Raw genomic sequence first — 15,441 nt, 5'->3', positions numbered from 1 at the left:
CTCTTAACAGATATAGAGGAGAATGGAGAATATCATGGATATTTCAACAACGGAAAATCTGAAAACAGTGCGGGATTCCAATCAGGAAATTCTGGACTACTTCAACGAACTGTATGTAGAGAAACTGGAACAGATCCAGACTCTGAAAACAGAACAGTTTGAATTAAAGATCAAAATTGATGAACTTATGAAAACACTGGAGGTCTACTCCTTTAAAAACAGTGCCGGACATAATGTCTTTTCTCCATTTTCTACAACGACAACAACGCAGGAGGAAAAAGCTGCACAGATTGAACAGGAATTAAAAGAGCTGAACGCTTCTAATGCTGCTCTTACAACAAAGATCCACTGCTTACAGGCAGATGCCGACGAGCTGAAGGGCAGGATTACACGCATCCATACAGCAACCAAAAAGCTGGATGCTTTTCTGGATGAAATGGCAGAAGAATTCACAAAGGAAGCGGTTGCATTGGAAAAAGAGCCAATTGAAGAAGACCTTCCGGTTATCAATCATGGCTTCAATATTCTTCGTCTGAAAAAATACGATCAGGATAAATTAGTACAATCCTTACATACCGATATTCTGGAGCAATTAGATCGAACCAGACATACTCTGGATTCCCTGTCATGGCTGATCAAGTCGGATGTCAACCGGGCAAAGGTCACACTTGATGAACTCATCGACTCAACTGCATCCATGGAAGATTCTCTGAATGCTATCCTTTTGGGACTTACCGGTGACATTGATGCAACTGTACCGATTGAAACCTTATTAGAAGATACCATTTTCCGATACAAAGATGCTTATCCAGAATGTGTCATTGAATCTGACATTGACTGTCCGGATGCTTCGATCGAGATTCCGGAAATTATCACGATCAGTCTGATCCGTATACTGTGTGAATGTCTGGACAATGTATATAAGCATGCAAATGCAAATCGTGTTGGTATCAACATTCAGATCTACAGTGATCAGATATCGGTACATATCAATGATAACGGCATCGGCATTGATGAGAATTACAGTCATACCTCTCCATGGAACAGTGGACTTCACCGCATTCAGGAGATTATTTATTTGTTAAATGGACAACTTAAGATAGAAGGTGATATCATCAGTGGAACAGATATCCGTTTTTCTATCCCGATTGAAATAATGTAGATTATGGGTTCTCCCCCTTAATTATGAAATGAAAGAAAAATAAGGACATTTCCTTAATATATAAGAAAGAATTTGAAAGGACAACCTTAATTATGAAAGAAAAAATCGTAAATCTGATTGCAAATCATGTAGAAGGCATGACTGCTGAAGAAATTGCAACTTTTATTGAGATACCACCAAAGCAGGAGCTTGGCGACTATGCATTTCCTTGCTTCAGACTGGCAAAGACTATGCACAAAGCACCAAACCTGATCGCAGCCGATATCAAAGAAGCTATTGGTGATATTGATTTTCTCGATAAGATCGATGTTCAGGGCGCATATCTGAACTTCTTCGTAAAGAAAGATATCTTTGTCCAGACCATGATCGAATCAGCATTAAAGGACAACTTCGGCGGTTCCGATGAAGGTGCAGACAAGGTTATCTGTATCGATTACTCCTCGCCAAACGTAGCAAAGAACTTCCACGTTGGACACCTCAGAACTACTATCATCGGTAATTCCCTCTATAAGATCTATTCCAAACTCGGCTATAAAGTAATCCGTATCAACCACTTAGGTGACTGGGGTACACAGTTTGGTAAGCTGATCGTTGCATATAAGAACTGGGGAACAAAGGAAGCAGTTGAGAAAGATGGTGTTGCCGAGCTTATGCGTCTCTATGTGAAGTTCCATGAAGAAGCAGACCAGAATCCGGAGCTTGTAGATGAAGCAAGAGCATGGTTCAGTAAGATGGAGCATGGGGATGAAGAAGCACTCTCGATCTGGCAGTGGTTCAAGGACATCAGCCTTGTAGAATACAAACGTACCTATGACCTTCTGGGTATGGATTTTGATTATTATCTCGGTGAAAGCTTCTATCGTGACAAATGTCAGGAAGTTGTTGACCAGTTGACAAATGCGAACCTGTTAAAGGAAAGCGAAGGTGCTATGATCGTAGATCTGTCCGACTACGATATGGCTCCATGTATCGTTACAAAGAAAGATGGAAGCTCCATCTATGCAACCCGTGATCTGGCTGCTATTTTCTATCGTAAGAATACCTATCATTTCACAAAATGCTTATATGTAACCGGACAGGAACAGAAGCTGCATTTTGCACAGGTATTCAAGGTAGTTGAGCTTCTTGGAAATGACTGGGCGAAGGATTCTCTGGTTCACATTCCTTATGGACTGGTAAGCTTAGAGGGTGCAAAGCTTTCAACCAGAAGCGGAAATATCATTTATGCAGAAGATATTCTGCATGATGCAATTAAAAAGAGTTTTGAAATCATCTCAGAAAAGAGCCCGAACCTTCCTGATAAGGAAGAAGTTGCCAAGATCGTTGGCGTTGGCTCTGTTCTGTTCAATGACCTTTATAACCAGCGTATCAAGGATGTATCCTTTAGCTGGGATAAGGTATTAAACTTTGACGGTGAGACCGGTCCTTATGTTCAATACACACATGCAAGATGCTCCAGCGTTGTAAGACTTGCTGAGAATTTCGATCCTGCAAAGCCGGTTGATTACAGCACGATCTCTGAACCGGATGCTATGAATCTCTTAAAAGAGATCAGCCGTTTCCCTAAGGTTGTATCGGATGCAGCAGAGAAATACGAACCATCTGTTGTTGCAAGATTCGCTGTCGATGTTGCTCAGGCATTTAACAAATTCTACAACTCCACACGTATCAACGTACCGGAGGAAAATGTAAAGAATGCCCGTGTCATGCTGACATACCTTACAAAGAAAACTCTTCACGATGCATTAGAGCTTCTCGGAATCAATGCACCGGAAGCTATGTAAATCAGGTGATCTTTCATGTCGAAACGATTAAATAAGACAATTAAATGGGATAAACTCGATAACACTGCCAACCTGTTTCCTGTCATTGTAAGCGAAAATGTAAGCAACGTTTATCGTATTTCCGTTACATTGACAGAAGACATAGATGCAGAGCTCCTGCAAAAGGCACTGGATAAGATTCTTCCATTTTTTGATGTGTTTAATCACAAACTAAAAAATGGGATCTTCTGGTATTACTTTGAAGCAAATGAACGACCTGCTCCAAGGGTAATGCCGGAAGACACATACCCTTGTCTGTATATCAATCCCTATACAAATAATGAATATCTGTTCCGTGTTACCTACTATCAGAAACGGATCAATCTGGAAGTCTTTCATGTCTTAACAGATGGAAATGGTGCTCTTATTTTCCTGAAGGAACTGACTTATCAGTACCTCCGGTACAAATACCCGGAACTTGCTGAAAAAGCAGGTAATACCTTAAATGCAGATTCCTCGTTGGATATCGAGGACAGCTACAAGAAGAACTATATAAGACCTGCCAAACGTTCCTATAAAACGGAAAAAGCAGTTATCTTAAAAGGTGAAAAGCTGCCTTTTAATCATTTTGCTATCCTGCACGGCTATATCCCGGTTTCCGAGATCAAACAGGCGGCAGCAAAATATGGTGTAACCATCAACCAGTATCTGCTTGGAACATTTACATGGGCAATCTACAAAGAATACCTGAAAGGGCAGCCTTCCAAGCGTCCGATCAGCACCGTTGTTCCTGTAAATCTTCGCCCATATTTTAATTCCAATACAACGAAGAACTTCTTTGCCGTTGTCTCTGCTTACTTCAAGCCGGAGAAGGATACTTATACATTTGAAGATGTTCTGCACATCATCGCAGATAGTCTGAAGGAACAGATCAATAAAGAAAATCTGGAGAAGCTGTTATCCTATAACGTTTCCAATGAAGTGAATTTTATCATACGTGCTGTTCCGCGTGTCTTTAAGAGCATCGCCATGCGCCGTATCTATAAAGCTTCGTTAAAAGCAAATACATCAACGATCACCAACCTTGGAGTTGTATCCGTTGATGATATGTATAAGGAATATATTGACCGCTTCCATGTTGTTCTGTCGATGTCCAAAGGACAGTTCATCAAAGGAAGTGTCATCAGTTATAAAGATACATTGGTCTTCACCTTCAGTTCTGCCATTCGTGAAACATTTATACAGAAAGAATTCTTCCGCCAGATGGTTCGGGATGGAATTCATGTATCGATAGAAAGTAACGGGGTGTATTATGAGTAAATGTAGACGTTGTAACATAGATGTTCTGGACCACTCCCTTTCATGCCCTTTATGTAACGGAGTTCTGGAATATGATCCGGTGAAAGATCCGGAAAGCGAAAAAGACTTTCTTGACCATAGTCAAGAAACTGGTGAAAAGTCAAAATCTGTTATGTATCCGGACATCACGCCTGCAATGCGTCGTATGCGATTTGTTATCAAACTGACAATTTTTTGCAGTATTGTTGTAGAAGGAATTCTGATCCTGATCAACTACCTGACATATTCAAAGGTCAAATGGTCAGCTCTTTGTGGAATCGGACTTGCGTATGCCTGTTTCTCACTGATCTATTCATTTAGGCACAATAAGAGTCATCGAAAGAAAATGCTGGTACAGGCAATTTTTATCATGCCGGTTCTTGTATTGATTGATTATATCCTTGGATATACCGGATGGTCAATCGACTTTGCAATACCTTGTGTTATTGCAATGCTCGACATTGCAATTCTTGTATTGATGATTATTAATACATCAAACTGGCAATCCTATATTTTATTACAGATATATATCATTATTATCTGTGTGATCCTGACAATACTTATGCTTACCGGAAAGTTCTTTAAACATGATTTCTTTATGATCATTGCAGATATTATGAGTGCTCTGTTGCTCGGTGGTACACTGGTGTTCGGAGATCGACCTGCAACAACAGAACTAAAACGTAGATTTCATGTATAGAATTAAGAATTATATTTCAGGCATAGATATTATTTTATAAATGACATCACAGATAATAATCTACAAATATAATTTTTTTAATTACAAATTATCTTATAGTAAAAGCAGTGCCAGCAATTATTTTTCGTTGTGCACTGCTTACTATTAACTAAATTTAGAAAGAGAGATTTTATTAAATGGCACTTTTAGATAAATTAACCTCTGGTTCTTCTACCCCTCCTGATACTTCAGGAATGAGCAAACAGGCAAAGCTTGTATGTGAACTGGTCGCTGATTTTAACAGCAATAATCTTCTTACGCAGATCAGAAATAACAATCGTTCCAAAAGCGACATTGATAAAACATACAAATATCCCGATCACTTCACCAGTGAATTGATTGAAACCAAAAACTTCAAAATGGAGCTGTTAAAGTGGAAAAATTCTCATAATCCATATGTTGTCCTGCAATTTCATGGTGGTGGTTATGTTGGAGCTTTTAAAACACAGTATCGTATGTTTGCCGGATTATATTCAGAACTTGGAAAAGGTGCATCCGTCTTATCCATTGACTATCGGGTTGCTCCTGAAAATCCATATCCTGCAGCATTAAATGATGCTTTATATGCATATGATTGGCTGCTAAATCATGGATACTCGGAAAACCATATTATTCTGGCTGGTGATTCTGCAGGTGGCGGACTGGCTATGGCTCTCTGCCATTATCTCACAGATCGTGACCGTATTCTTCCTGCCGGAATCGTAGCTATGTCACCATGGACAGATCTGACTGCAAGCGGATCATCCTATACAGAAAACTTTGAGATTGATCCTCTCTTTGGCAATACAAATGAAAGTCTGATCTATAACAGTGTATATCCCGGAAATCACGATCTGACAGATCCATATATTTCACCATTGTTTGGAGATTTCACCGGTTTTCCTCCAATGCTGATTCAAGTTGGATCAAATGAGATGCTTTTATCCGATTCTGTTCTGGTTGCTGAAAAAGCCAAGTCACAAGGTGTAAAAGTGCGCCTATCGATCTACGAGAATATGTTTCATGTATTTCAAATGGGTATGACTCTTATGCCCGAGTCCAAAAAGGCATGGGTGGAAGTTTCCAAGTTTTTAGAGCAGATGATGGTGTTATAGAATGTTTCACGTGAAACACTCTATATAAATTTTTTCAACATTTTACAAAATAATAGTAGATATTTCTACACAATGGTGTTATAATAAGAACATCGAATACGCAGTCTACGTTTCGATAAGATTGATGTGACTACACATGATATAGCAAAATTTAATCCCCCCCTTTTTTTAAATTGCTCTTTCCGGAGCCGCTATATTATGTTAAGTCACATCTTTCCTTTTTTATTAGACTATTACAAAATTCCCGTTCTACTGATTATTAAATAATTAGTGTAACGGGATTTGTAATATATAGAGATATTTTCATTTCATTAATCCTATTATAGTGATATAATGGAACACGGAATCAATAAACAAACATTTAATCTGTTGGCATAATACAATAAAATTACATATTATGAAAATCATATATATTATTATATGAATAAAAGAATATAGGAAACAGCTACATATCTTCTTTAGCTAATAATCACTTTATTTTATTATTATATAATATATATGTTCACATATGTAGAGAAAACAATTATTGGAAATATAGAATGTTTCACGTGAAACACAAAAAGGAGAATATCAAGTGGGAAGAATTATCGCAATAGCCAACCAGAAGGGTGGCGTAGGAAAAACTACAACTGCAATCAATCTTGCGGCATGTCTTGCAAAAAAAGGAAAGAAAGTCTTAGCAATTGACATGGATCCACAGGGAAATATGACCAGTGGACTTGGAGTTGATAAGAATTCCCTTGAGTACAGTGTTTATGATATGTTAAACGGTGACTGCAATTTAGGCGAATGTATGCTTATCGACGTTTACCCTGATATCAAAGGACTGAATCTTCTCCCAGCCAGCAGAGAGCTTGCAGGTGCAGAAGTAGAATTTGTTACAGTGGAAGATCCACAGTATATTCTTAAAAACCATATCAAGAATGTAAGACGTAAATTTGATTATATTATCATCGACTGCCCTCCTGCTCTTGGAATGTTAACAGTAAATGCCTTAACAGCAGCCAATACTGTATTAGTTCCAATTCAATGTGAGTTCTTTGCATTAGATGGATTATCCCAGTTAATTTATACCGTTAATCTGATACGGAAACAATTAAACAGACTACTTACGATTGAAGGAATTGTATTTACCATGTACGATTCCCGTACCAATCTGTCAATGCAGGTTGTAGATAATGTAAAACAAAATCTGAATCAGCATATTTACAACACTATTATTCCAAGAAATGTTCGTCTGGCTGAATCCCCAAGCTATGGAATGCCAATCATTGCATATGATCCACGATCTGCCGGAGCTGAACATTATATGATGCTGGCTGATGAAGTCATAGCAAATGATTATTACAAATAGAAAGAAATCAAATGACTCACAGGAGGAAATAAAATGCCTGTAAAAAAAGGCTTAGGCAGAGGTCTGGATCAGTTAATTCCTACAAATGATCCACCAAAGAGTAAATCAAAATCTGCTTCCAGTGGGACAACAAAAACTGTCACAAAAGAAGTTGTGAAGGAAGTTGTAAAAGAAGTAGAACAGAAAATTAAAATAACACAGATTGAACCAAACCAATCACAGCCAAGAAAGCAATTTGATGAAGATGCTTTACAGGAACTGGCTGATTCTATCAAACAATACGGAGTGTTAGAACCTCTTATTGTAACAAAAAAAGGAAAATTCTATGAGATTATTGCCGGTGAAAGAAGATGGCGTGCTGCCAGGATGGCCGGAATAAAGGAAATACCTGTTGTAATCCGAGAATACACAGACCGTGAAATTATGGAGATCTCTCTCATAGAGAATATTCAGCGTGAGGACCTGAATCCGATTGAAGAAGCAATGGCATATGAAAGTCTTATCAACGAATATAGTCTTACACAGGAAGAAGTAGCTGAAAAGGTTTCAAAGAATCGTTCAACGATTGCAAACTCTCTTCGACTTCTGAAATTATGTGATGAAGTTCGTCAAATGATCATTGAAGACAAGCTGACAACCGGACACGCCAGAGCGTTAATTCCGATTGAGGATGCTGCTCTACAGACAGAAGCTGCAAACTTTATATTTGATAATAAATTAAGTGTTCGTGATACAGAAATCTATGTCAAGAAACTACTTAGTGCACCAAAAGAACCAAAGCAGAATAATGTAGATACAAAAGATCTTTCTATCTTCTACAATGATATTGAAAGCCGTCTGAAAAATATTTTGGGTGCAAAGATTGAAATCAAATCAAAAAACAATGATAAAGGAAAAATTGAAATAAATTATTATTCTCAGGAAGAATTGGAAAGAATAACAGAGATGTTATATTCTATTCACAGAGAATAATTGGAAAGGAAATATCAGAATGAACAGTTCTTTACTAGATAAGATTGGTATTGACCCTGCCATTATTTTAATCATACTTCTTGTACTCGTCATCGTTTTATTTGGACTTGTATTCTATCTTATGGCGAATATAAAGAAAAGAAATAAAGATATCAAACGCCTTTTAAGTGGTAAAACGGCAGGTGATATGGAAGAAATTATATTGGATCGATTTGCTGAAATGGATGCTGTGAAGAACAATTCCAAGCGGCTTACAAAAGAACACAAAGAGATCCAGGAAACACTTGCAGCATGTATCAGCAAAATCGGACTGGTCAAATATGATGCATTTGAGGGAATGGGCGGAAGTCTAAGCTTCGCAGTTGCATTTCTAGACAGTCGTAACAATGGTGTAGTTTTAAATTGTATGCATTCCAGAGAAGGATGCTTCGCTTATGCAAAAGAATTGATCAAAGGTGAATCCTATGTAGCTCTTTCTGATGAAGAAAAAGAAGCCATTGAACGTGCAAAAACGCTTGATGAAGAGATTGCTGATATTATGGAAGAAGAATAATGAATCATAATAAAAAACAATTAACTACAATTAATTATAATTGAAAATGATTAAAAATAATTGAATATAATTAAAAATAATTATAATTGACTATAGTCAAAAAATATAAAAGCATGTGAGAATAAGTATAAACAACCTTATTCCATATGAACCAGGAGGAATATCAAAAAATGATAGACATTAAATTTTTAAGAGAGAATCCAGATGTAGTAAAACAGAACATTAAGAACAAATTTCAGGACAGCAAACTTCCACTTGTTGATGAAGTAATTGACCTTGATGCCCAGGCAAGAGCAACTCAGCAGGAGGCTGACGATCTGAGAGCGAATCGTAATAAGCTCTCCAAACAAATCGGTGCATTAATGGCACAGGGCAAAAAAGAAGAAGCTGAAGAAGTAAAAAAACAGGTAACAGAACAGGCAGAACGCTTATCTGAATTACAGGAAAAAGAAACTGAACTTCAGGCAAAAGTAAAAGAGATCATGATGGTAATTCCAAATATCATTGATCCATCTGTTCCTATAGGTAAAGATGATTCCGAAAACGTAGAAATTGAACGTTTTGGTGAGCCGGTTGTTCCTGATTTTGAGATTCCATATCACTCAGAGATCATGGAACATCTTCATGGACTGGATCTTGATTCAGCAAGACGTGTAGCAGGAAATGGTTTCTACTATCTGATGGGTGATATCGCAAGACTTCATTCTGCTGTTATCTCTTACGCAAGAGATTTCATGATTGACAGAGGATTTACCTATTGTGTTCCTCCTTTCATGATCCGAAGTAACGTCGTTACTGGTGTTATGAGCTTTGCAGAAATGGATGCCATGATGTATAAGATTGAAGGCGAAGACCTTTACCTGATCGGTACATCTGAACATTCCATGATCGGTAAATTCATCGATCAGATCATTCCGGAAGAAGAACTTCCAAAGACACTTACAAGCTATTCGCCTTGTTTCAGAAAAGAAAAAGGTGCTCATGGTATTGAGGAACGTGGTGTATACCGTATTCATCAGTTTGAGAAACAGGAAATGATCGTTGTCTGCAAACCGGAAGAAAGCAAAATGTGGTTTGATAAATTATGGCAGAACACCGTTGATCTCTTCCGTTCACTTGATATTCCTGTACGTACACTGGAATGCTGCTCCGGTGATCTCGCAGATCTGAAGGTTAAATCACTGGATGTAGAAGCATGGTCTCCACGTCAGAAGAAATACTTTGAAGTAGGAAGCTGCTCAAATCTGGGTGATGCTCAGGCAAGAAGACTTCAGATCCGTGTAAAGGGTGAAGACGGTAAGAAGTATCTTGCACATACCTTAAACAACACAGTTGTTGCCCCACCTAGAATGCTGATTGCTTTCCTTGAGAATAATCTTCAGGCAGACGGCTCTGTAAGAATTCCGGAAGCACTCCGTCCATACATGGGTGGAAAAGATAAGATTGAAGCTTAATTCCATATTTATTAATTAAATATACTTTTTTGACCATAGTAAAATAAGTTAAGAATCAGAAAGGAGGTGTCTGTGTGCACAGTTATTTACGTTCCATTGGATTTTCCGACATTAAAAACAGACGGCAGTTAACTCCGATCACAAAGGAGATCATTGCCAACCCAACAACAAAAAACATTGTAACTGTTGATGCAGACACCCGTCTGGTTCAATTAAATAAGGACTTTGGAAAACACTTCGGTATCTCTCTTGTCGGAGAAATGGACATCGATAATACCATTTCATTTGAATACTATTTTCCCTATGTCCGCAGTTCTTTCATTATGAATCAGGAACGGATCTATATAGAAAAACATGGTGATAAAGAATCCTATGCCGGTGTCTGTGAAGACTATAATCTGGGCATGACACTCATCTTCTTTCTGACAAATATTTCTGATTATGCAAATACAAAATGGATGAACTATTCCAACCATCTGATCACTAAGGCTTATATGTCCGGACTGTCAACAAGCGGTAAAGTTATTCTTGATATTGAACAGCTTCCACCTGCAAACAGAGAACATAAATGTTCCTCTGTTAACCGAAACAAACTGATCGAAGCTGCCAGACAAGGAGACCGTTCCGCCATGGAAAGCCTTACATTAGATGATATGGATATCTATACACAGGTAAGTCGCCGTGCACATTACGAAGATATCCTTTCTATCGTAGAAACGAATTTCATGCCATATGGCATTGAAACAGAACATTATTCTATCATAGGAAATATTCTGGACTGCAGCCTGTGCGAAAATGATTATACAAAGGAACCTGTATACCTTCTGAATGTGGAAACAAATGAAATGCTGATGGCTATAGCGATCAATGAAAAAGATCTGCTTGGTACACCTGCTCCAGGTCGCCGGTTCAAAGGCGAAATCTGGCTCCAGGGAAATGTTATTTTTTAAGAAATTGACATTTCTTACATTCTTGGGTATCATAGTAATGTTGGGTTTATAATATATTTTTCCCTTCTGCATTTGTAGCTCAGCAGGATAGAGCGTCCGCCTCCTAAGCGGAAGGCCGTGGGTTCGAATCCCGCCAGGTGCATTTTAGTGCATATAAATTAATTTGAAAGTATACGACAGTTATTTTCATATAACAAATCAAAGGATCAATACACATGAACTATATCGTAATGGATCTTGAGTGGAATCAAAGTTATTCCGGTCATATCGGAGAACATCCCCGAATGCCGTTTGAAATAATCGAAATCGGTGCGGTTAAAGTAGATAAGAACTATCGCATCATTGATGAATACTCCAGTTTGATAAAACCCCGGATCTATAAAAAATTACATTCAAAAATCAGAACCATTTTAAATTATGATGAAACGGATCTGGCAAAAGGAAGAGGATTTAAAGAAGTCTGTACGGAATTTCTGGAATGGTGCGGTAAAGATTATATCTTCTGTACCTGGGGTCCCATGGACCTTACCGAATTACAGACAAATATGGCTTTCTACTATATGGACAAGCTTCCTCGTCCTTTGAAATTTTTAAATCTTCAGCAGATATATGCAAACATGGTCGACCCAACCGGTTCTACCGTCAGTAAACTGGAAAAAGCAGTTGCAGATTTTAATATACCGGAAGATGAACCTTTTCATTCTGCTGTAAACGATGCCAGATATACCGCTCTTGTTTTAAAAGAGATGCATCCAAGAAATTTGAAAGATTTATACAGCTTCGATCTGTATATTCATCCTACAAAAAAGGAAGAGGAAATTGTAGCCATACATAATAATCAGTATGAATACATTACAAGAGAATTTTCAAGCAAGCAGGAAGCAATGGACGATAAAGATATTGCCTGTATAAGATGCTACAAATGTAACAAGAAGATCAATAAGAGGCTTGAATGGTTTTCAAACAGTCCGTCTTCTTACATCTGTGCAGGGAAATGCTGGCACCATGGTTATTTCAGTGGAAAGATAAAATTTAAACCACTTGATAACGGAAAATACTATGTTGTTAAAACAATTAAACCAATAGATAAAAACGGTGTTGAAGCTATCAAACAAAAACAGACAGAAATTCGAGAGAGACGTAAAGAAAAACGGCACACTCGTGCTACAAGATAATATTCTAACATTTGATAATAAAACGAACAGATCATTTTTCTGTATATTTTCCTAATAAAAATGGAGCAGGTTTACAAATACCTGCTCCATTTTTATATAATGTCTTTCATTGATATTATATATTTTTCATTTCTACTATACTTTTTTATTTTTCTTTCAATCCAAGAGGCTTCTTTGTCGCTGTTCCTGCTTTTCTTGGATACTCCTCCGGTGTTGCTGCCATCTTCTTTACAAATACAAAGCAACGCTCCATATCCGTATCCGGGATCGTTGTATGGAAGATATTTTCCACCTGTCCTCCAAGGATACGAATCGCCTTTTTTCCTGCATGTATCTCTTCATCCAGTCCGGATGCCTTATATGGAATAAAATATCCACCTGTCTTAACAAATGGCATACAAAACTCTGATAAAGAGGATAAATTTGCAACCGCTCTTGATACCGCAAGATCATACTTCTCACGATACTGTGCATTTCTTCCACCATCCTCAGCTCTGCTGTGAATAGCTTCTATATCGTCCATCTCAAGTGTCCGGATAACCTCATTTAAGAACTTTACACGCTTATTCAGGGAATCCATTAATGTTACCTTTAAACCCGGAAAAGCGATTTTAAGCGGTATTCCGGGAAATCCTGCTCCGGTCCCTACATCTATGACTGATAAAGATTCATCCAGCTTTTTATATTTTGCAAGCAGAAGACTATCTGCAAAATGCTTTATAATGACATCTTCCTTCTCTGTGATGGCTGTCAGATTCATAACCTTATTCCACTCTACCAAAAGCTCATAGTATCTCTGAAACTGCTCTAACTGATGATCATTTAATTCAATATCTATCTTCTTTACTACTTCATATAGTCGATCCATATTTATGGTATCCTTTCTATATATTTCTGAACATATATATTACATCTCAAATTATATGCTTTCAAAAATAACACTTACCTACAGATAATTTTATATTATCTTCATATCTGCTTTTTTATTTATTTTTTGATTCTACGTCATGCTGCTTCATCTTCAGATAAACCAGCAGCACAGATATATCTGCCGGTGATACACCGGAGATTCTGGATGCCTGACCGATATTTTCCGGCTTGATATCCTTTAACTTCTGTCTGGCTTCTTTTCGAAGATTCGATACATCATCATAATTCAGATCAGCCGGGATCATCCTCTTTTCCAGCTTTTTAAACTGATGTACCTGTTCTGTCTGTCTCTTGATATATCCTTCATACTTGATCGATATATCAATCTGTTCGATCACATCCGCAGGCAACGGATGTCTGTCCGGATCAATCGGTACAATCTTTTCATAAGAAAGTTCCGGTCTGCGGATCAACTCTGCAAGACTTACTGCTGTCTTTAACTCCGTTGTCTCCATAGAACGTAAGAATTCCTGAATCTTACTGTTTCCGCCAACCATCGTTTCATTTAAACGCTTTGTTTCTTCTTCGATCATTGTACGTTTCTGACAGAATTTCTCATATCTCTCATCGTCGATCAGACCGATTTCATGACCGATATCGGTCAGTCGAAGATCCGCATTATCCTGTCTTAACAGCAGACGATATTCTGCTCTGGAAGTCATCATACGGTATGGTTCTTTTGTCTCCTTTGTAACCAAATCATCGATCAATACACCGATATAAGCCTGTGAACGATCCAATACAACAGGCTCCTTTCCAAGTACCTTTCTGGCTGCATTGATACCTGCCATAAGACCTTGCGCTGCTGCTTCCTCATAACCAGAGCTTCCATTTAACTGACCTGCGCCAAATAAACCTTCCACATCCTTAAATTCCAGTGAATGTTTCAAATTGATCGCACTGATACAATCATACTCGATCGCATAAGCATTTCTTACGATCCTGACATTCTCAAGTCCTTTCATGCTCCGTATCATCTTATACTGAACATCCTCCGGAAGAGAACTGGACATTCCGCCCATATACATCTCATTTGTAAATTCACCCTCCGGCTCTATAAAAATCTGATGTCTCGTCTTATCCGGAAACTTCATAACCTTGTCTTCGATCGAAGGACAGTATCTTGGTCCTGTACCCTCAATCACACCGGAAAACAATGGAGAACGGTTGATATTCTCACGAATTATCTCATGTGTCTCCTCATTTGTATAACAAAGCCAGCAGGATACCTGATCCCGCTTGATATCTTCTTCTGTATTTGTAAAGGAAAATGGAACGATATGCTCATCACCTTTTTGTTCCTCCATCTGAGAGAAATCGATTGTCCTCTTATCCAGTCTTGCAGGTGTACCTGTCTTAAACCGGCGGATACCGATTCCGGCTTCTTTCATGGAATCAGACAAATGATTGGCTGCCATAAGTCCATTTGGTCCTGTATGATTTACGACATCTCCATAGATACATCTTGCTTTCAGATAAGTACCTGTACAGAGAACTACTGCCTTTGCATAATAGGTTGCACCGGAAAATGTCTTAACACCCTTAACAACGCCATCTGTTACCATCAGCTCTGTTACCTCAGCCTGACGTAATACCAGATGATCGGTATTCTCTAATGTATGTTTCATTGTACGGGAATAATTTGACTTATCTGCCTGCGCACGAAGAGAATGAACAGCAGGTCCTTTTGATGCATTTAACATTTTGGACTGAATATAAGTCTTATCAATATTCTTACCCATCTCTCCACCAAGTGCATCCAGTTCTCTTACCAGGTGTCCTTTTGAGCTTCCGCCTACATTTGGATTGCAGGGCATCATGGCAACACTGTCCATACTCACTGTAAACAGAATTGTTTCAAGTCCAAGACGGGCAGAAGCAAGTGCAGCTTCACAGCCTGCATGACCGGCACCCACAACTACCACATCATAATTTTCTTCAACCACTGGCATTTATC

The 15,441-nt window shown here is 38.2% G+C and carries 13 protein-coding genes and 1 tRNA gene; 12 read left to right on the top strand and 2 right to left on the bottom strand.

Going from position 1 to position 15,441, the window contains the following annotated elements; translation table 11 throughout:
* Positions 1-34 precede the first annotated feature (34 nt).
* From WKT03_RS01095 to WKT03_RS01040, 12 genes are all read left to right on the top strand, one after another.
* Positions 35-1,162, top strand: a complete 1,128-nt coding sequence (locus tag WKT03_RS01095; RefSeq protein WP_340390788.1) for a sensor histidine kinase — start codon at positions 35-37, stop codon at positions 1,160-1,162.
* A 92-nt stretch (positions 1,163-1,254) separates the two neighbouring features.
* Positions 1,255-2,946 (top strand): arginine--tRNA ligase, encoded by a 1,692-nt coding sequence (gene argS / locus WKT03_RS01090; RefSeq protein WP_340390787.1) that lies wholly within the window; start codon positions 1,255-1,257, stop codon positions 2,944-2,946.
* 15 nt (positions 2,947-2,961) lie between these two features.
* A complete protein-coding gene (locus WKT03_RS01085; RefSeq protein ID WP_021944280.1) occupies positions 2,962-4,245 on the top strand; it encodes a hypothetical protein in 1,284 nt (427 codons plus the stop codon).
* Complete coding sequence (locus WKT03_RS01080; protein WP_021944279.1) at positions 4,238-4,963, top strand: DUF6320 domain-containing protein; 726 nt, start codon at positions 4,238-4,240, stop codon at positions 4,961-4,963. Before WKT03_RS01085 ends, WKT03_RS01080 begins: the two co-directional genes overlap by 8 nt.
* Positions 4,964-5,139: 176 nt before the next feature.
* Positions 5,140-6,096, top strand: coding sequence for an alpha/beta hydrolase (locus tag WKT03_RS01075; RefSeq protein ID WP_021944278.1), 957 nt, complete (start codon positions 5,140-5,142; stop codon positions 6,094-6,096).
* Positions 6,097-6,670: 574 nt separating this feature from the next.
* Positions 6,671-7,450 carry a ParA family protein gene (locus WKT03_RS01070; RefSeq protein ID WP_021944277.1) on the top strand — a complete coding sequence of 260 codons (780 nt, stop codon included), beginning with the start codon at positions 6,671-6,673 and terminating at the stop codon, positions 7,448-7,450.
* Positions 7,451-7,483: 33 nt separating this feature from the next.
* Complete coding sequence (locus WKT03_RS01065; RefSeq protein WP_021944276.1) at positions 7,484-8,422, top strand: ParB/RepB/Spo0J family partition protein; 939 nt, start codon at positions 7,484-7,486, stop codon at positions 8,420-8,422.
* Between the two features lie 19 nt (positions 8,423-8,441).
* A complete protein-coding gene (locus WKT03_RS01060) occupies positions 8,442-8,975 on the top strand; it encodes a DUF4446 family protein (RefSeq protein ID WP_021944275.1) in 534 nt (177 codons plus the stop codon).
* A 170-nt stretch (positions 8,976-9,145) separates the two neighbouring features.
* Positions 9,146-10,429 carry a serine--tRNA ligase gene (gene serS, locus WKT03_RS01055; protein WP_118675628.1) on the top strand — a complete coding sequence of 428 codons (1,284 nt, stop codon included), beginning with the start codon at positions 9,146-9,148 and terminating at the stop codon, positions 10,427-10,429.
* 74 nt (positions 10,430-10,503) lie between these two features.
* Positions 10,504-11,379, top strand: a complete 876-nt coding sequence (locus WKT03_RS01050) for a DUF3881 family protein (RefSeq protein WP_021944273.1) — start codon at positions 10,504-10,506, stop codon at positions 11,377-11,379.
* A gap of 68 nt (positions 11,380-11,447) precedes the next feature.
* Positions 11,448-11,521 (top strand) — tRNA-Arg (locus tag WKT03_RS01045).
* Between the two features lie 73 nt (positions 11,522-11,594).
* Positions 11,595-12,554, top strand: coding sequence for a 3'-5' exonuclease (locus WKT03_RS01040; RefSeq protein ID WP_021944272.1), 960 nt, complete (start codon positions 11,595-11,597; stop codon positions 12,552-12,554).
* A 145-nt stretch (positions 12,555-12,699) separates the two neighbouring features.
* On the opposite strand, the gene rsmG is transcribed toward WKT03_RS01040, so the two are convergent.
* On the bottom strand, positions 12,700-13,422 hold the full coding sequence (gene rsmG, locus WKT03_RS01035; protein WP_021944271.1) for a 16S rRNA (guanine(527)-N(7))-methyltransferase RsmG: 723 nt from the start codon (positions 13,420-13,422) through the stop codon (positions 12,700-12,702).
* Positions 13,423-13,537: 115 nt separating this feature from the next.
* Positions 13,538-15,436 (bottom strand): tRNA uridine-5-carboxymethylaminomethyl(34) synthesis enzyme MnmG, encoded by a 1,899-nt coding sequence (gene mnmG / locus WKT03_RS01030; RefSeq protein WP_021944270.1) that lies wholly within the window; start codon positions 15,434-15,436, stop codon positions 13,538-13,540.
* Positions 15,437-15,441 lie beyond the last annotated feature (5 nt).

This window comes from Coprococcus sp. HCN-4056 (assembly GCF_037892645.1).
Classification (GTDB): domain Bacteria; phylum Bacillota; class Clostridia; order Lachnospirales; family Lachnospiraceae; genus Coprococcus; species Coprococcus ammoniilyticus.
The sequence above is the reverse complement of the archived record's forward strand: the minus strand, read 5'-3'. Positions and strand labels throughout refer to the sequence as shown.

Bases quoted from the DNA above. Each gene is read 5' to 3' on its own strand.
- serS (WP_118675628.1), top strand. From the start codon at position 9,146: ATGATAGACATTAAATTTTTAAGAGAGAATCCAGATGTAGTAAAACAG.
- mnmG (WP_021944270.1), bottom strand. From the start codon at position 15,436: ATGCCAGTGGTTGAAGAAAATTATGATGTGGTAGTTGTGGGTGCCGGT.
- WKT03_RS01075 (WP_021944278.1), top strand. From the start codon at position 5,140: ATGGCACTTTTAGATAAATTAACCTCTGGTTCTTCTACCCCTCCTGAT.
- WKT03_RS01065 (WP_021944276.1), top strand. From the start codon at position 7,484: ATGCCTGTAAAAAAAGGCTTAGGCAGAGGTCTGGATCAGTTAATTCCT.
- WKT03_RS01080 (WP_021944279.1), top strand. From the start codon at position 4,238: ATGAGTAAATGTAGACGTTGTAACATAGATGTTCTGGACCACTCCCTT.
- argS (WP_340390787.1), top strand. From the start codon at position 1,255: ATGAAAGAAAAAATCGTAAATCTGATTGCAAATCATGTAGAAGGCATG.
- WKT03_RS01040 (WP_021944272.1), top strand. From the start codon at position 11,595: ATGAACTATATCGTAATGGATCTTGAGTGGAATCAAAGTTATTCCGGT.
- WKT03_RS01095 (WP_340390788.1), top strand. From the start codon at position 35: ATGGATATTTCAACAACGGAAAATCTGAAAACAGTGCGGGATTCCAAT.
- rsmG (WP_021944271.1), bottom strand. From the start codon at position 13,422: ATGGATCGACTATATGAAGTAGTAAAGAAGATAGATATTGAATTAAAT.
- WKT03_RS01060 (WP_021944275.1), top strand. From the start codon at position 8,442: ATGAACAGTTCTTTACTAGATAAGATTGGTATTGACCCTGCCATTATT.
- WKT03_RS01085 (WP_021944280.1), top strand. From the start codon at position 2,962: ATGTCGAAACGATTAAATAAGACAATTAAATGGGATAAACTCGATAAC.